The sequence below is a fragment of the Tundrisphaera lichenicola genome (genome assembly GCF_051175385.1).
Lineage (GTDB): Bacteria > Planctomycetota > Planctomycetia > Isosphaerales > Isosphaeraceae > Tundrisphaera > Tundrisphaera lichenicola.
The window spans coordinates 3,480,805-3,497,358 of sequence record NZ_CP195106.1; the positions used below are offsets into that span (position 1 = coordinate 3,480,805).

14 protein-coding genes are annotated in these 16,554 nt (G+C 66.5%); 7 read left to right on the forward strand and 7 right to left on the reverse strand.

Features of this window, described 5'->3' with window-relative positions:
* Nucleotides 1-11 precede the first annotated feature (11 nt).
* Nucleotides 12-1,121 carry a sigma-54 interaction domain-containing protein gene (locus P12x_RS13855; protein WP_435011459.1) on the forward strand — a complete coding sequence of 370 codons (1,110 nt, stop codon included), beginning with the start codon at nt 12-14 and terminating at the stop codon, nt 1,119-1,121.
* 161 nt (nt 1,122-1,282) lie between these two features.
* On the opposite strand, the gene P12x_RS13860 is transcribed toward P12x_RS13855, so the two are convergent.
* From P12x_RS13860 to P12x_RS13875, 4 genes are all read right to left on the reverse strand, one after another.
* Nucleotides 1,283-1,924, reverse strand: coding sequence for an MIP/aquaporin family protein (locus P12x_RS13860; protein ID WP_435011460.1), 642 nt, complete (start codon nt 1,922-1,924; stop codon nt 1,283-1,285).
* 175 nt (nt 1,925-2,099) lie between these two features.
* Entirely contained in the window at nt 2,100-2,507 is a 408-nt protein-coding gene (locus P12x_RS13865; RefSeq protein ID WP_435011461.1) for a hypothetical protein, read from the reverse strand.
* A gap of 151 nt (nt 2,508-2,658) precedes the next feature.
* A complete protein-coding gene (locus tag P12x_RS13870; RefSeq protein ID WP_435011462.1) occupies nt 2,659-4,296 on the reverse strand; it encodes a serine/threonine-protein kinase in 1,638 nt (545 codons plus the stop codon).
* 143 nt (nt 4,297-4,439) lie between these two features.
* Nucleotides 4,440-5,078, reverse strand: a complete 639-nt coding sequence (locus P12x_RS13875; protein WP_435011463.1) for a sigma-70 family RNA polymerase sigma factor — start codon at nt 5,076-5,078, stop codon at nt 4,440-4,442.
* Between the two features lie 238 nt (nt 5,079-5,316).
* On the opposite strand from P12x_RS13875, the gene P12x_RS13880 reads away from it, so the two are divergent.
* The 6 genes from P12x_RS13880 to P12x_RS13905 all read left to right on the forward strand — a co-directional run bounded on the left by P12x_RS13880 (nt 5,317) and on the right by P12x_RS13905 (nt 12,685).
* Entirely contained in the window at nt 5,317-6,042 is a 726-nt protein-coding gene (locus P12x_RS13880) for a hypothetical protein (protein ID WP_435011464.1), read from the forward strand.
* A gap of 147 nt (nt 6,043-6,189) precedes the next feature.
* Entirely contained in the window at nt 6,190-7,425 is a 1,236-nt protein-coding gene (locus P12x_RS13885; protein ID WP_435011465.1) for a sialate O-acetylesterase, read from the forward strand.
* A gap of 152 nt (nt 7,426-7,577) precedes the next feature.
* Nucleotides 7,578-8,990 carry an inorganic phosphate transporter gene (locus tag P12x_RS13890; protein WP_435011466.1) on the forward strand — a complete coding sequence of 471 codons (1,413 nt, stop codon included), beginning with the start codon at nt 7,578-7,580 and terminating at the stop codon, nt 8,988-8,990.
* A gap of 294 nt (nt 8,991-9,284) precedes the next feature.
* The gene (locus P12x_RS13895; protein WP_435011467.1) at nt 9,285-10,040 is read left to right on the forward strand and encodes a GNAT family N-acetyltransferase; all 756 of its coding nucleotides are present in this window, start codon (nt 9,285-9,287) and stop codon (nt 10,038-10,040) included.
* A 512-nt stretch (nt 10,041-10,552) separates the two neighbouring features.
* A complete protein-coding gene (locus P12x_RS13900; RefSeq protein WP_435011468.1) occupies nt 10,553-11,068 on the forward strand; it encodes a precorrin-2 dehydrogenase/sirohydrochlorin ferrochelatase family protein in 516 nt (171 codons plus the stop codon).
* A gap of 264 nt (nt 11,069-11,332) precedes the next feature.
* On the forward strand, nt 11,333-12,685 hold the full coding sequence (locus P12x_RS13905; protein WP_435011469.1) for a UDP-glucose dehydrogenase family protein: 1,353 nt from the start codon (nt 11,333-11,335) through the stop codon (nt 12,683-12,685).
* A 182-nt stretch (nt 12,686-12,867) separates the two neighbouring features.
* On the opposite strand, the gene P12x_RS13910 is transcribed toward P12x_RS13905, so the two are convergent.
* The 3 genes from P12x_RS13910 to P12x_RS13920 form a co-directional block, all read right to left on the reverse strand.
* Nucleotides 12,868-14,937, reverse strand: a complete 2,070-nt coding sequence (locus tag P12x_RS13910) for a hypothetical protein (protein ID WP_435011470.1) — start codon at nt 14,935-14,937, stop codon at nt 12,868-12,870.
* Nucleotides 14,938-15,158: 221 nt separating this feature from the next.
* Entirely contained in the window at nt 15,159-15,329 is a 171-nt protein-coding gene (locus tag P12x_RS13915) for a hypothetical protein (protein ID WP_435011471.1), read from the reverse strand.
* A gap of 102 nt (nt 15,330-15,431) precedes the next feature.
* Nucleotides 15,432-16,535, reverse strand: coding sequence for a DUF1559 domain-containing protein (locus P12x_RS13920; protein ID WP_435011472.1), 1,104 nt, complete (start codon nt 16,533-16,535; stop codon nt 15,432-15,434).
* Nucleotides 16,536-16,554 lie beyond the last annotated feature (19 nt).

The following is a 16,554-nucleotide window of genomic DNA, read 5'->3' on the forward strand; positions in this document are numbered from 1 at the left end:
ATGTTTTGTTGATGGCCACGCCCTTCGAACGCCCTACGCCCCGGACCGGCGACGACGCCGCCCTGCCGGGAGTCATCGGCGCGAGCGAGGCGATCCGCGAGGTCGCCCGGACCACCCGTCAGGTGGCCCCGGCACGGGCCTGCGTCCTGATCGTCGGAGAGACCGGCTCGGGCAAGGAGCTGATCGCCCGAGCCGTCCACGACCTCAGCCCCCGCCAGTCCGGCCCGTACATCCGGGTCAACTGCGGGGCCCTGACCGAGAGCCTCCTGGAGAGCGAACTCTTCGGCCACGTCAAAGGCTCGTTCACCGGGGCCGTGGACAACCGGACCGGACGCTTCGAGGCCGCGCACACCGGGAGCATCTTCCTCGACGAGATCAACAGCACCTCGCCCAAGCTCCAGGTCAAGCTGCTCCGGGTCCTCCAGGAAGGGGAATTCGAGCGCGTCGGCGATACCCGGACCAACAAGGTCGACACCCGGATCATCGCCGCCACCAACCGTGATCTGCTCGACGAGATCGAGAGCGGCCGGTTCCGCGAAGACCTCTACTACCGACTCAACGTCGTCCCGATCTACTTGCCGCCCCTCCGCGAGCGTCGCGAAGACATCCCGCTGCTGGTCGACTTCTTCCTGAAACGCTACGGAGAGCAGAACCGCCGCGATGTTCGGCGGGTCCATCCCGAAGCGATGCGGCTCCTCCGCGAGCACGACTGGCCCGGCAACATTCGCGAGCTACAGAATTACGTCGAGCGCGCCGTGGTCCTCGGCGACGGCCCCGACCTCCTGCCCGACCACCTCCCCCCCCAACTCCGGGGCGAGGCCCCGCCCCGCCCGATCCGGGCCCGGGGGGGGGACCTCAACGCTTTGACATCGGAGCTGGTCCGCCAGGGGATCCGGGCGGCCGGGCCCCTGGCCAACGACCTCCACGACCGGATCGTCGGCCAGGTCGAGCGCGAGCTGATCCAGCAAGTCCTGGCCGCCTGCGAGCGGGTCCAGATCAAGGCCGCCGCCCGGCTCGGGATCAACCGGAACACGCTCCACAAGAAGCTCAGCGACTACCGGATCGACGAGAACGCTCCCCTCTCGGCGAACGGGACGGCCGGCGAATCCGAGGACGAATGAGGCGAATCCCGATCTCGGCGTTCAATGGTGTCCCAGATCATGGCACCGGGGACGCTCGTTCATGAATGACCCTCACCCTATCCCTCTCCCACTGGGAGAGGGTGGCCGAAGGCCGGGTGAGGATCCCCGCTTTCCGCGATTCCCGTCAAGAACCGATGGGCTCAACGGTCGTCCGGGTTGAGGAAGTTGAAGGTCAGGCCGGCGAGCGCCCCCCCGGCGAAGGTTGCCGCCAGCAGGACCACGACGTGGGCGGTCTTGGCCAGCCCCATGACTCCCACTGCGATCGCCACGGCCGGGTTGAACGCCCCGCCCGAGATCGACCCGACCGCGAAGGCACCCACCATCACGGTGAAGCCGATCGCCAGGCCATAGAACGAGTTGCCCGCCGTGGCCTTCGAGGTCGCCGAATTCAGCACCACGTAGGCCAGCGCGAAGGTGAAGAGCAGTTCCACGATGAACGACTTGATCGGATCGGGATCGGCCTCGGGCGTTGCTCCCTGGTGCCCCTTCAGGTAGATCACCAGCGCGGCGGCCAGGACCGCGCCGAGGACTTGCGCGATCATGTAAGGGATGACGTCGGCCATCGGGCAGCGTCCCCGGATCCAGACCGCCAGGGTCACCGCCGGGTTGTAGTGGCCGCCCGAGATATGGCCGCCGGCATAGATCATCACCATCAAGGCCGAGCCGATCGCCAGCGCCGCGATCACTCCCGACTCGGGATTGACGTCGATCACGCATTGGCCGATGGTGAACACCAGGAAGAAGGCGCCGATCAACTCGACGAGATACTTACGCGGGGCCATGGGTGGAGCGATCCTTTCTGGGAGGGAGATGAGTCAGAAGCCGATGGGCCGGGGCGGGCGGCCTTGGGATGAGCGATTCGCGCAAACCAACGGAAGGAGGCCCATCGGTCGCCACCGATGGGCCTTTCGCGTGATCCAGCTTCCGAGTTCGAGGATCGACAGGGCCGGGCCCGGTTCAGTCCTTGGGCTTGACGGATTCCTGGATCTTCTCGCCGGCCTTGTCGAGGCCCGCGCCCGCCTTCTCGACGACATCGGCGGCCTTGTCTCCGACGTGCTCCTTGACCGCATCCTTGCCCGAGGTTTCGAGCTTCTCGCCGACGCTCTCGATCGCCTCGCCGGTCTTCTCGACGGCCTTGACGCCCGCCTCTTCGATCTTCTCGCCCGCCTTGGCACCCACCTCTTCCACCTTCTCCATCGCGCCCTTGGCCTTGTCTTCGATCTTCTCGATGGTGGTCTTCTCCCCGCCGACCACGGGCGTCTCCCCTTCGGTAGCGGGTTCCGTGGAGCAACCGGGCCAGGCGGCCAGCCCGGCGGCAACCAGCGAGGCGAAGGCAATCTTCCGGGCGGTGTGGACGCGTGTCATCGGGGCAACTCCGGATGTGCAAATAGGTTGAGCGATACCTTGTCGAAATCCAGGTCATGGACCCAAGATCTGTCCAAGTCTTGAATAAGATAAGCAGCCTCGCCGATCCGGGCAAGAGACGAGGATTGGCGAGCGGCGGTTTCCCCCCGCCTCATCGATCGAAGAAAGGCCGGGGCGGAGGGAATAAGGGTCGTCCCTGCGGCCCGAATCGCCGAGGTGGCTTAGGGCCGGGCCGGAATCCGCCACGGGGCACCCCGGGGAAAGGGTGCGGCGGGCCGGGGGGCGGGCCTATCCGGGTTATCCCGGGTCGAGGGGGCGGCCCTCCCCTTGGATCGGGAGGGTATCCCGGGGGTGGCCCCGGTGGCGCCATCAGGAACATGACCAGGAAGATCGCGAACAAAATCCCCAGCGCGATCGATGTGGCCGCCAGGCCCGCCATCGCTCGATTCCGGTTGGCCCATCGGACCAGTTGCTCCGCGGCCGATGTCCTCCGGGCCAGGATCGGCCGGCCCTCGACGAATCGCGCGAGATCGTCCGCCAGCGCCCTCGACGAGGCGTATCGATCCTCGGGGTCGGTCTCGATCGCCTTGAGGATCACCGTCTCCAGGTCGCTCGGGATTTCCGGATTCAGCTCGCGAGGTCGGGTCGGCCCCACCTCGGCGATCTTCCGGAGGATCTCGGCGCGTTCGGTGGCCTCGTGGGCGGGCCGGAGCGTGGCCAGTTCGAAGAGGGTCAGTCCCAGGCTGTAGATGTCGCTCCGGGCATCGCTCCGCCCGTGGAACCGCTCGGGGGCCATGTAGCGGAGCGTGCCGATCAGGTCGCCGCTCCGGCTCAGATCGTCCAGTTCGGTCGACTTGGCCAGGCCGAAGTCGGTCACCCGGACCACACCTTGGGCGTCGATCAGCAGGTTCGCGGGCTTGATGTCCCGATGGAGGATCCCAGCCTCGTGGGCGTGCGTCAGCGCCGAGGCCACCTGGATTCCGACGTCGGCCACGCCTTGCCAGAAAAGGAGCCTGGAATTCCCGGACCGCGGCGAGCCGCCGGCCGTCGGGCCCTCCGGGGCCGGGGCTGGTCCAGGCGTCGAGTCGCCCGGCCGGATTTGCAGCGCTGCCCGGGTCGGAGGGCCGCCCGCGGTTTCCGGTGCCCGGTCGTTCGCCCGACCGATCAGGCATCTCGCCAGTTCGGTGATGTCCTCGGGCGGTCGAGCCAGGCCGTCGGGCTCGGCGATCTTTCGCTCCCGGAGTTCGCGGATCACGCGGTCCAGCCCGACCCCGCGAATCAGCGGCATCACGTAATAGAGGAGGTGGTCCTCCCGCCCGGAGTCGAAGACCGGCACGATGTTGCCGTGCTGGAGTCGGCCGGCCAGCCGGGCCTCGCGGAGGAACCGTTGCAGCGGGAGGTCGTCGTCGTGGGCCGACCCGGGTAGGACCTTGACCGCGACGCGTCGGCCGAGGCGTTCCTGCTCGGCCTCATAGACCACGCCCATCCCACCCCGGCCGATCTCGCGGACCAGCCGGTAGTCGCCCAACCGATCTCGGGTGATCCCGCCACCCGGCCGGGCGCGAGCCGGGGACGATCCCGGCTTGAACCGCTCCATCGCGGCGATCGTCGGGAACAGGTCGCGGATCTCGTCGGCCCGCCCCGGGCACCGCTCGGCATATTCCTCGATGCTGGGAGTCTCCCCCCGTCGCCGACGCCCGACGAACTCCTCGGCCAGGACCTCGACGAGATCACGGTCATCATCCGCGTTAGTGGTCCAGTCCGCCGGACTCTCGCCGGTCTTTGGCATGGGGGCGTTCCTCGGGGCGGTCGCGATTTCGGATCGATCGATGGCCGTCGAGCGGGGCGAGGACAGGTTGCTCTCAGATCATATCAAAAACTGACCACGAAAGGGGGCGTCCGATGGAATTCTTCGGGCCGGATCGCCCGATCTCATCCCATCTCGGCGAAGCCGGGAAACTGCCCCAGGATCGCCTTGAGCCGGGATGCGGCGCGGATGTAGCGGATGCTGGCCGCCTTGGGCTGGAGCCCGAGGACCTCGGCCACCTCACCGTTGGTCAACTCTTCGAAATGGCGAAGGATCAGGACCTCGCGGTCGATCGGCGGTAAGGCGTCGATGGCCCGGCGGAGCTGCTCCTCCATCTCCCGGCGGATCAAGACCTCGCTGGGCGAGCTCAGGTGCGCCGTGAGCTGGACGGCGAGGAAAATCGAGGAGGCCTCGGGGCCGCCCCTCCGGGCGATCGGCACGTCGCGACCGGCGTCCCGGGCCTGGGCCTCCAGGTGGCGGCGGTGGACGTCGATCATCGTCTGGCCGACGATCAGCCGGAGCCAGAGGAAGGCCGACATCGAGCCCTGGGCCGCATAATGCCCGATCCGACGCGTCGCGTCGAGGTACGCTTCCTGGAGGATGTCGTCGGGGTCGACCCGGCCCCAGAGCCGCCGGTCGAGCCGGACCCGGACCATCCTCCAGAGGCGGTCGCGGTACCTCGAGAAGATCTGGGCCAGCGCCCGCTCGTCGCCGCCTCGGACGCGTTCGACCAGGTCGCCAGGCTCTTCCTCGCCGACGGACATGCGGGCGACCCTCGTCGTCGGTGCCTCGATCCCGGTCCATGCCCGACGCCCCGTCGCGTCCTCCCCCGGAGGATAACGAGTCCGGAGGATTGCGGGATATCCCATCGCCTGGAGATTCTCGGCCGGTCGCTGTAGATCGGCGCTGGCTCTCCACGTTCTCCAGTCTAGGACATGGGGCTTCGGCGGGAATCCGCGGAAGTCCCGGACGATGGCCCCGAAAAAGGATGCGAACCCTTTCATGAAGATCTCGAAGCACGGAATTACCCTGGCCGCGATCGCCGGGTGGGTTGCCATCCAGGCTCTCGCGTCCGAAGTCCAGGGAGATCCGGCCCAGGGACGCGGGGAACGCGCGCCCGGTCGCCCTTCGCCCGATGGCGGTCCTGGCGAGCCTCCTCCCCCCCCTCCCCCGGCTCATCCTCTCTTCCTGGCGATCGACGACGATCTCGATGGCGAGCTGTCCGCTCGGGAGATCGCCAAGGCTTCCGACGCGATCCTTCGGCTCGACCGGAACAAGGATGGGATCCTGACCGAGGACGAAGTCCGCCCGCCCCGACCCCGCCGAGGCCCCGAAGGACGTCCAGGACGGCCCGAAGCCCGACCGGAATTCGGCCCCGGCCGGTTCGGAGGCCCGGGGGGAGGAGGTCCCGGACGGCCGGGACGACCCGGAGGACCCGGCGAAGTTGGGCCGGGCCCTCAGGGAAATCCCGAGGCGTTTGTCGATTCCGTCCTCGAGTTCGACAAGGACGGCGACGGCAAGGTGACCGCGACGGAACTTCCCGATCGGAGGGCCCGCCTCATCGAAGAGGGAGATGTCGATGGCGACAACGCCCTGGACGGGTCCGAGATCGAGACACTCTCTCGACGACCGCCCCCCCGGCGCCCCGGCCCTCCCGGTGGCGGCCCGCCCCCGTCGCGGGGGCCTGCCGGTCCCCCGCCGGGTTATCCCGACCGCGAACGCCCCTGAGCCGGACTTCGGCTCGGGTTAAGTTACCCATTCTCGAGATCAATCTCTCTTCACCGGAAAGCGTGTTGCAGAATGGAGTGACGCACCGAACCCTCGGCCTTCGATCCGATTCGACGGCCGGGGGGTACTCCTCCAGGATCGATCCCGGTGAATAAACTCCGATGGCTCGCGATTCTCTCGGGGGTCTCCTTCGTATTCCTGGCCCTGGGACCCGTCGGCACGGACGGCGGGCCCCAGAAGCGTCAGAAGGCTCGAAAGGCCCCCGCCACTCCGGCCTCCATCTCGTTCCCGGTGGGTTCGATCACCGCGATCACCGAGCCGATGATCCGGCAGGTCGTCCAGCGTCGCGACGATAATCGCGGCAACATCGTCTTCATGGGCAAGATCGCCGGCAACGTCGACGGCTTCCAGGCCCGGTCGACCCTCCGGGCCGGGATGTCCGGCATGGCGCAGGGATGGGCCTCGCTGGAGTCCGTCTCGATCTCCGGGACTCATTTCGTCGGGGTCTACCGGCAGATGGCCGGCGGCTTTTACGACCTGGAGATCCGACCGACTTACCGGAACCAGGTCGGGGCGTCGTCGACCGTCTTCGCCGTCGGCGTGGGCGAGGTCTTCCTGACGGCCGGCCAGTCGAACTCGACGAATGCCGGTCCGGCTTATGGGTTCGTGCCCGACCTCCGCGTCTCGTCATTCGTCGACGGGACCGGTCACGGGACCGACCCGGCCTATCCCAACGCTGGCTGGCGATGGGGGATCGACCCGCAGCCGACGCTCGACGGCACGTTCGGGAGCAGCGTCTGGCCGAGGATGGCCAGCAACCTCGCCGCCGCGCTGAACGTCCCGGTCGGCCTGTATTCCCTGGGTTACTACTCGACTTCCATCGATCAGTGGCAGCCCGGCGCGACCATCACGACCCCGACGAACTCGCAAGCCTCCCTGTTCGTCCGACTGATCCATGCCGTCAACTACTTCAAGTATCGGAGTGGCGTCCGAGCCGTGCTCTGGGACCAGGGTGAGAGCGATACCGCCCTGAAGACCAACCCGGTGGTGTATGAGGCCCGGCTCCGGGCCTTGATCGATCTCTCCCGGCAGCTCACGGGGGTCCCCGTCAAGTGGATGGTGGCCACGGCCACCGGCCCTCCCGGGACCGACCCCTCGTACCAGCCCTTGCTGGAGCAGGCCCAGGCCAACGTCGTCGACGAGTCCGCGACGTTCACCGGCCCGGACACCGACCGGCTGGGCTACGAATATCGCCAGTCGCCGCCCAATGGTTTCCCCTACCATTTCAACGTGGAGGGGGTCCGGCGCCTGGGCGATCTCTGGGGGATCTATATCTACAACTGGCCGGGATTCCTGGCCCCCGGCGAGCTCCCGCCCCATTGACGACCCCGGTTCGTGTCCAATATCGTCGAGCATGCGACGAAGCTTCATTCGACGCAACTGATTCGCCGGACTTGACAACGGCGACGTCCCCCGGCTAGCGTCTCGGCCATCCGCCCGGGGTCTTGCTCGATGGTCTTCTCGACGAACATTATATGAGCGATTTTCATCTGCTGGACGGTTCGCTGACCCTGGGGACGCAACTGCTGCTGGTCGCTTCGCTGGCGGTGGCCCTGGGGTTCGAGTTCGTCAACGGGTTCCATGACACCGCCAACGCGGTGGCCACGGTCATCTACACCAGGTCGCTCGGCCCCCGCAAGGCGGTGGCCTGGTCGGGGTTCTGCAACTTCCTGGGGGTCTACCTGGGCGGGACGGCGGTGGCCTTCGGGATCGTCAGCCTCCTGCCGGTCGACCTCCTGGTCTCGGTCGACTCGGCCAAGGGCCTGTCGATGGTCATGGCCCTGCTGGTCGCGGCGATCGTCTGGAACCTGGGGACCTGGCTGCTGGCGATCCCGGCCTCCAGCTCGCACACCCTGGTCGGCGCGATCCTGGGCGTGGGGATGGCGAACTCCCTGCTGGCGGGCAAGGGGCTCGGCTCGGGCGTGAACTGGACCAAGGCCGCCGAGGTCGGGGCCTCGCTCCTGATCTCGCCGCTGATCGGGTTCGCCTGTGCCGCGGGCCTCCTGGTCCTCCTGAAGCGAACCGTGAAGGCCCCCGAACTCTATCAGCCCCCCGAAGGGGACGGCCCTCCGCCCCGATGGATTCGCGGGACCTTGCTGCTGACTTCCACGGGAGTCAGCCTGGCTCACGGATCCAACGACGGCCAGAAGGGGATCGGCCTGGTCATGCTGATCCTGATCGGCATCCTGCCCGCCCACTATGCCCTGGACCCCCGCCGGCAGGAGGGCGAGGTCGATCGGATCCTGTCCGCCACCGTCGGGGCCGAGGCCCTGATCCGCGACCATGTCTCGACCTCCGCTCAGAACGAACGGCTGGCCGAGCTGGAGAACGTCCGGAAGCGTCTCGACGGCAAGCGCGACCTCCGAGACGTCCCCGAGAAGCAGCGATGGGAACTCCGGGCCGACCTGATCCTGGTCGACAACGCCCTCCGGAAGCTGGACCAGGACGCCGGCCGGGAACTCTCGGACGACGATCGGGAGAAGCTCGCCCGGAGCCGGGCCGGGCTCCGTTCGGCGGTCTATTACGCCCCGAGCTGGGTCCTGATCGCGGTGGCCACCGCGCTGGGCTCGGGCACGATGATCGGCTGGAAGCGGATCGTGGTCACCGTCGGCGAGAAGATCGGCAAATCGCACCTGACTTACGCCCAGGGGGCCGCGGCCGAGCTGGTGGCGATGACCACGATCGGCCTGGCCGATTACGGGGGGCTCCCGGTCAGCACCACCCACGTCCTCTCCTCCGGGGTCGCCGGGACGATGGCCGCCAACGGCACCGGCCTCCAGTGGAACACCGTCCGGAATATCGCCCTGGCCTGGGTCCTGACCCTCCCGGTCAGCATGGCCCTGGCCGCCGGGCTCTACGTGGTGTTCCAGTGGTTGGTTTCTTCGTAGCTGCTAGTGGTCAGTGGCTAGTGGGCAGCAATTGCCCTCTCCCCCCGGGGGCTTTGCACCAAAACCCAAGTACAAGCGTCCGAGCGGCGGGGTTTCGGGAAGAATGGGATGAGATGGGGGTTGAAATCGGGATACCCAATTCACCTCAGCCGCCGAAGCCCCCATGTCTTGGACAATCGTACCAGGGTTTTGGTGCAAAGCCCCCCCGGGAGAGGGTGACCGAAGGCCGAGTAAGGGGCAAGACGATCACCTTATCGAAGGATGCCACGGCTTCCTCCAGCACGGAACAAGGACATGCTCCCGCTCGGCCCGGACGTGACGGACTGGCTCCCGGACCGGGCCGACGCCCCTCATCGGACCGTCGCGCTCCGTCATGCCGCGATCCATAATCGGCCGGGTCTGATGGGGGATGATCCGGCCCGACCATCGAGCCTGGTCTGGCTCCGCGAGGGGGATGACGGCCAATGGGAAGCCTTCGGCGCAGGGCGTCCGGAGCCCTCGCTGAGCTGGCTGATCCGGCAGACCGAAGGGCGGACGATCTCGCTGATGGCCCCGCCTTCCTGGGAAGGGCCGATCCGCGAGGGGGCCGAGCGATGGGACCGGGCCATCGTCCAGACCTGGCTTCGTCCCGATTCGCCGATCATCAAGGCAGGCCCGGTCCGGGTCCGAAGGCTCGGGTTGATCGATGCATCGGCCTTCGAAGGGCTTGCCCCGCCTTGGGCCTTGAGGAGCTGGGGCGATTTCCCCTCAATGATCGGGCGGGGTGTCGCCTTCGGTATTGAGGGTTCAGGAACGATCGTTGCTGTGGCCTGGACGTACGAATCCGACGACCGGTTCGACAAGATCGGAGTCGCGACCGCCCCCCAGTTCCGGAGGCTTGGACTTGGCCGCGCGGTATCCTCGATGCTGGTCGAACACATCCTCGGAGATCGCGCGAAGCAACCCCTCTGGACGACCCACGACGGCAACCTCGCTTCGGTGGCCCTGGCGAGGTCGATCGGCTTTTCCGAACCGGTCGCCGAGACCTTGTTCCGCTGGACCCCGCGTTGATCGGCCGGCGGTCGTGGTTAAAGTTCTCGATGCGGAATGCGTCGGAGAATCCAGGAGACGGTTCATCGGAAGCATCCGGCGACCGTGAACGGAAAAGGCCCCGCCGAACCGAAACGTTCGGGCGGGGCCTTGGTGTGGTCGATCCCCGATCAGGTGTCGTGGTGCAGCCCGAATCCATCCGGACGTACCGCGATCGTTCCCCATCCTTGGGGCCTGTCGAGGAACACTGCTTGATGGAGCGAAGGAAGAGAGCGCGGCCGATCCGTCGGCCTGAGAGGGTGCGGATCCATCCGCTGGCCTTTGGCGAATCCTTTCGCGTCGGCCGGTCACATCCTTGCGACGGGTCGGAATATACCGCTTCGACGACCCGACTGCAAGCGTCGAAGTCTTCGAAACCCATGAAAATAAGTGGTTTTTTGGTTCCCTCGGGATGGGAAGTCGTGGTAACACATGAGTGATCGGTCAGGCAACCGGCCGGTCGAACCGTCTCGATTTCATTTTTCGGAACCACCATGCCCACCTATCCGATCGAGCTGGACCTGACCGGTCGGTTGGCCCTGGTGGTCGGGCTGGGGGCGGTGGGGCGTCGGAAGGCGTCGGGGTTGTTGGAGTCCGGGGCCAGGGTCCTGGGGATCGACCCGGCCGTCTTGGAAGCCCCGATCGGGGTCGAACTTCGGGTCGAGCCTTATCGGGCCGGGCACCTGGAGGGCGTGAGCCTGGCCTTCGCGGCGGCGACGGCCGAGGTCAACCGTTGGGTCGTGGCCGATGCTCGGCGGCTCGGTGTCTGGGTGAACTCGGCGAGCGATCCCGGATCGGGCGACTTCGCACTCCCGGCGACCTGGCGCGACGGGCCTCTGACGCTGACGGTCTCGACCTCGGGGGCCAGCCCCGCGCTGGCCTCGGCCCTCCGCGACCGGGCCAAAATGGCTTTGGGGGCTTCGGCGGGAGCATTGGCGGCGATCCTGGCCGAGTCCGGCCCGAGGTCCTCGCCCGGATCGACGCCCCGGCCGATCGTCGGAGGATGCTGACCGAGGCGGCCGACCTCCGATGGCTGGACCTCCTGGATTCCGAGGGCCTCGAGGCCACCCGTCGGGCGCTCCGGATCGCGCTAGGCCTGGACCGGGAGGAGTGACCTCGGTTCCCCCCCCCCCCCGCAAAATATGGCTTCCACGGCGTCGGGCCATGATCTAAGATTCTCGGATTGATCCCTCGGGAGACGAGAGACATTCCCTCAGGTACGAATTTGCGGACCGGGGCAGATCCCGGATCCTCTCGGCGAAAGAAGGACACCCGTGAAAATTGCCGTCGTGGGAACAGGTTACGTGGGCTTGGTCACCGGCACCTGCCTGGCCGAGAGCGGCAATGATGTCGTGTGCATCGACAAGGTGGCCGCCAAGGTCGAGATGCTCCAGGCCGGCAAGATCCCGATCTATGAGCCCGGCCTGAGCGAGCTGGTCCTCCGGAACGCCCGGGATGGCCGCCTGACCTTCACCACCGATCTGGCCTCCGGGATCGCCGAGGCCGAGCTGGTCTTCATCGCCGTGGGGACCCCGCAAGGGGACGACGGCGGGGCCAACCTCGAAGGGGTCTGGGGGGTCGGCCGCGAGATCGCCCGGAACCTCAACGGCCCCAAGACGATCATCATCAAGAGCACCGTCCCGGTCGGCACCAACGCCGAGCTGACCCGCCGGATGGCCGAGATCACCGAGGTCCCCTTCGACGTCGCCAACAACCCCGAGTTCCTCAAGGAAGGGGCGGCGATCGACGACTTCAACAAGCCCGACCGTGTCGTCGTCGGGGCCCGTCGGCCCGAGGTCTTCGAGCAACTCAAGGAACTCTACCGACCGTTCCTCCGGACCGAGCGGCCCTTGCTGGAGATGACCCCCGAATCGGCCGAGATGACCAAGTACGTGGCCAACTGCCTGCTGGCCACCAAGATCAGTTTCATCAACGAGATGGCCAACCTCTGCGAGCGTTACCAGGCTGACATCAACGACGTCCGCCGGGGGATCGGCCACGACCAGCGGATCGGCTTCAGCTTCCTTTTCCCCGGCGTCGGCTACGGCGGCTCGTGCTTCCCCAAGGACATCCGCGCCGTGATCCACATGGCCAAGGCCGTGGGGGTCCCCTCGAAGATGATGGAGGCGGTCGACTCGGTCAACGACGCCCAGAAGGACATCCTCTCGAAGAAGATCCTCGACCACTTCGGCGGCGACGCCCGAGGGAAGACGGTCGCCGTCTGGGGGCTGGCCTTCAAGCCCAAGACCGACGACATCCGAGAGGCCCCCGCCCTGGTCCTGATCGACGCCCTGCTGGCCGCCGGAGCCTCGGTCCGGGTCCACGACCCCGAGGCCCTGGCCAACGTCAAGGAAATCTACGCCGACCGCCTGATCTACTGCGACCGCCCTTACGGCGCGCTGGAGCAGGCCGACGCCCTGGCGATCGTGACCGAGTGGAATGAGTTCCGGAACCCCGACTTCCACGTGATGCTCCGGCTCCTCCGCCAGCCGGTGATCTTCGACGGCCGGAATATCTACGACCCCGAGCAGATGGCCGAATTAGGCTTCACCTACCACGGCATCGGCCGGGTCGTCCCCGTACCGACCGCCGAGCAAGGCGACCTGGCCGCCACCGCCCGCGCCTGAGGCATCCCGAGAAAGCGAGCCCCCGAGGTCGGACCGACGGGGCCGCCGTTTTCCCGGGGTGAAGGTTTCGACCCTTGCGATTTTCGGGCAATACTCAGGCCGCTCGGATTCCATGAATGGATAGTTCAACAGCAATCCGGGCGATACCCTGGATAGGGTGATGTGGTAAACCGGCGAGCGGATCAGATGTGCCCGTCCGGCGGCATCCATCGGAACATCATCACGTGATTCAGGCCGGCATTTTCCAGGAAGAGCACGTACTCGCCGTTCTTGCGGAGAGTGACGTTCAGGGCATTGTCCGAATCGACGCAGCCGCCGCCGCCTTTGAAGCCGTTGATGTCCGGACGGAGCGTCCCGACGTATCCGCCGTCGGCCATCCGGTGGACACGAATCAGGCCGTAGCCGTAGGCCACGAAGAGGTACTTGCCGGAGGCTTGCATCGCCAGCGGCGAGCCGCCACCGTAACTGGTGTCGGGCGTATAGGATTTGTCGTTGTGCGGCAGGTGGATCGACCAGCGTTTGGTCCTCCGGACCGGGTCGGACCAGTGGTCGAAGCAAATGATGAAGTTGCAGGCGTTTTCCTCGGTCTCGGGCGAACCACCGGTCATCAGCACGTCGTCGCCGGGGATGTAATACAGCCGTCGGAGTCGGTCGCCCGTGAACTCCGGGGGGTAGCCGTAAGACGCCTCGGAGGCCCTCCGATAGATCGGATTGCCGCGTGGGTCGATCCCTTCGCAAGGAATGTGCGAGATGGTACCGTCGCCCGAGCATTGCCAGATTCCGGCGGCGGCGTCCAGGTGCATGAATCCCCAGCGGGGTTTCTTCTCGACCGAGGCGAACTCCGCCGGGTCGGGAACGCCGTTGCCGTTGCCGTCGGTCCAGATGAAGCTTTCCGCGTCCTCCGGCCAGCGCTTGCCGGCTTCGGGGCGCCATATGGTCGCTCCACCGACGTACCCGCATGGAGCCGCCACACAACCCTCGCCGAACTTGTAGATCTCCAGGCTGCCCGTGCCCTGGCCGCCGCAATAGAGGAAGAGTTTGCCATCGATTCGCCGAACGCCGTTGATCAGGCGGTGCCCGGGGCCGTGACCTTCCACGACGCGGTTGTCTCGCGGATACTTGAAGCGATCTACCGTGAGCCCCGCCAGTGAAGCCTCGCGGCCGGGCGGGCGGCCCCAGTCCATCGCGAAGACGTTCTCCTTGGTATAAACGACGTTCTCATCGGCCGGGTCGGTGCAGGCTGTGTCTAGCCAGTTGCCCAGACCGTGGACGTCCCAGAGTCGTTGTCCCGAGGGGGAATAGGCATCGATCGAGGCGTTGTACCAGGTGCCGAAGACACTCGCGACGTAGAGATTCCCGGCCGCGTCAAACCCCAGACCACGAATCCAGTGGAACTTCTTGGGCTCATATTGTCCTGGCTTACCTGAAAAGATGCCGCCCTCCTTGCCAAACGTGTCCACCTTCTTCGGCTGGCCCGAGACGTCGTAGATCCAGACCTGACCGTGCTGGTTGAGGCCACCCAGGAGAAGACGGCCCTTGGAGTCAGTCGTGAGCGAGCAAGGGTTCTCGAAGTCCGTGATCTCCGGGCCGGTCTTGCCGTCCTTGGAATAGGACACGACCTTGAGTCCGCCCGTGTAGTACGACAGATAGGGTTCCTTGGCGGGCTTGCCCTGAATGACCCAGATCCGGCCGTCGGCGGCGACGGTGATCGGACCGGGGCTCGTGGCAGGGAAGGAGCGGATCTCCTTCATCGTCGTCGTTGACAGGACCCGGACCCTGGCGGCATCGTAATCACTCAGATAGAGTTCGCCATCGCGGAGGGCGAGACCCTGAATGTTGGCCCTGGTAATTGGTGCCCGGTTGTACCCTTCATCTTCGCGCCTCGTGCGGAACAAACCAGCTTCAGTGCCGATATAAACGTATTCTTCGTCTGCGGCGACCGAGGACGCGCTGCTTCCGAAGCCGCTGTCATAGTCATACTTGGTGACAAACCGGCCGTCTTTGTACGAGGCGACGCCGCCGTAGCCCTCAGCCACACCAGCCGAGAAAACGGTCCCGTCGGCTGTCACCCCGATGCCGCAGACGCTGACCGGCACCGATTCATGGCCTTTATCTCTACTGAATGAGTTGGCCAGCCAGGAATTGATGACTATGCCCGGTAGCTCGTCCCCGGCCGCGCACGGTCCGAAGCCAACTTCAAGGGCAGTGCCAATGACGGCCATCGCCAGGATGATGTGGCTGCAGCTTTGCACAGGACAGTCCTCTTGAGATGTGAGGATCAGTAAGGAGGACACCTCCCACCGGGATGATTCCCCAGCCCTCGCCTCGGGATCGATGCTCGAGAATAGGCCTGGCGTCGGAGTCGAGGGAGATGCTGTGCATCGTCCGATATCACTGCCTGGAAAGGGGATAGGGCGGCGGTGATGCGCGTATCTACGATGCTAGATCGAGTCGTCGATGGCCTATCAGGGCCTCATCGCCGCTTGGGCTTCTCCTTCTCCTTGACCTTCACCATGTCGTCCGAGGTGCCCGGGGGGGGGCCGGCCTTGGCGTTCGCGGGGGGTTCGGGGATGGTGGCCCCTCCGCAGCCGACCAGGGTGGCGGTTGCGAACAGGCCGCAGAGCAAGGCGATCGCGAATCGCATGGGGCAGATCCAGGGCGGGTTGAGGGCGGTTCGTGAATCATCGATCGGCGAGGGCCTTCGGGGGCCGGCTCGCCGATCGATGGCCTTGGGATCGGGGCGGGGTCAGAAGGCCCCGGCGTCGACGACTTCCTTGCCGAAGCGGGTCCCGATGGCCCACCAGACCTTCTGATCGACCGTGTCCTTGATGAACCGGACCGAGCCGTCGGCCATGCAGGCCTGGACCCCGCCGGGGTGGTTGCTGGTGGCGGGGGCCGACCCGCTCGGGCCGACGTAACCGGTGGAGGCCAGATAGGAGTCGCCCGACGAATTCAGGCAGTTCAGGCTGTTGGGCGACCCGGCGTGGTTGTAGCTGACCAGGCTGAGGAACCAGGGGTGAGTGGCGAACGCGGTGAACCCCAGCTGATTCGTGTTGAGCGCGGCGGTCGAGGCCGGGAGGCTCTTGCAACTCGCGACGAAGCTCGTCGCCGCGGGGAGTCCCGCGAGGGGGCCGCCGGCCCCGGAGACCGGGAAGATCCCGCGCTTGGCGTTGGACCCCGCGCCGGGAGAGACCGGCACGGTCCCCTGGAGGCCGTGGAGCCGCTCGCTGAACATGGCGGTGTTAGTCGTCCCGTCGCGGATCCCCTCGATGTTCAGTGGGCCGGTCCGGCCAAGCGGCCCGCCGAGGCCCTGCTTGACGTTGAAATCCCCCACCGGGATGATCGTCCCGCTGTAGCCGTTGATCTGGCCCGGCCCTCCGTAGTTCCCCACGTAGTTGATCGTGGCCGCAAAATCCGGTCGGGTCGGGAAATCCTCGGAGGGGCAGAGGAACGTCGCGATCTGGGTGAAGGTGGACGTGGTGTTCTCGTAGCCGGTCATGCCATTGGACGGGGACGCGAGGACGACTGCCGGGGCCTGGAAATTGTAGGCGGACAGCAGCGGCGACTGCTCGATGTAGGGCAAAAGCGGGATCGTCCAGGCGGGGCCCCATCCGCCGCTCAGGTTGAACTGTCCCCCCGGATACATCACCATGGCGGGCAAGACGTTGACCGACGAGTGGTAGCTGTGGACGGCCAGGCCGAGTTGCTTCAGGTTGTTGCTGCACTGGGCCCGCCGGGCGGCTTCTCGGGCCGACTGCACGGCCGGCAACAGCAGCGCGATCAGCACGCCGATGATCGAGATCACCACCAGCAGCTCGATCAGCGTGAATCCTCGACGTGATCTTCTCACGGTCGTACCTCGGTCGGGA

Coding starts and splice junctions, on each gene's coding strand:
- P12x_RS13875 (WP_435011463.1), bottom strand. CDS start 5,078: ATGTCCGTCGGCGAGGAAGAGCCTGGCGACCTGGTCGAACGCGTCCGA.
- P12x_RS13915 (WP_435011471.1), bottom strand. CDS start 15,329: ATGCGATTCGCGATCGCCTTGCTCTGCGGCCTGTTCGCAACCGCCACC.
- P12x_RS13870 (WP_435011462.1), bottom strand. CDS start 4,296: ATGCCAAAGACCGGCGAGAGTCCGGCGGACTGGACCACTAACGCGGAT.
- P12x_RS13895 (WP_435011467.1), top strand. CDS start 9,285: ATGCTCCCGCTCGGCCCGGACGTGACGGACTGGCTCCCGGACCGGGCC.
- P12x_RS13865 (WP_435011461.1), bottom strand. CDS start 2,507: ATGACACGCGTCCACACCGCCCGGAAGATTGCCTTCGCCTCGCTGGTT.
- P12x_RS13860 (WP_435011460.1), bottom strand. CDS start 1,924: ATGGCCCCGCGTAAGTATCTCGTCGAGTTGATCGGCGCCTTCTTCCTG.
- P12x_RS13880 (WP_435011464.1), top strand. CDS start 5,317: ATGAAGATCTCGAAGCACGGAATTACCCTGGCCGCGATCGCCGGGTGG.
- P12x_RS13890 (WP_435011466.1), top strand. CDS start 7,578: ATGAGCGATTTTCATCTGCTGGACGGTTCGCTGACCCTGGGGACGCAA.
- P12x_RS13855 (WP_435011459.1), top strand. CDS start 12: ATGGCCACGCCCTTCGAACGCCCTACGCCCCGGACCGGCGACGACGCC.
- P12x_RS13900 (WP_435011468.1), top strand. CDS start 10,553: ATGCCCACCTATCCGATCGAGCTGGACCTGACCGGTCGGTTGGCCCTG.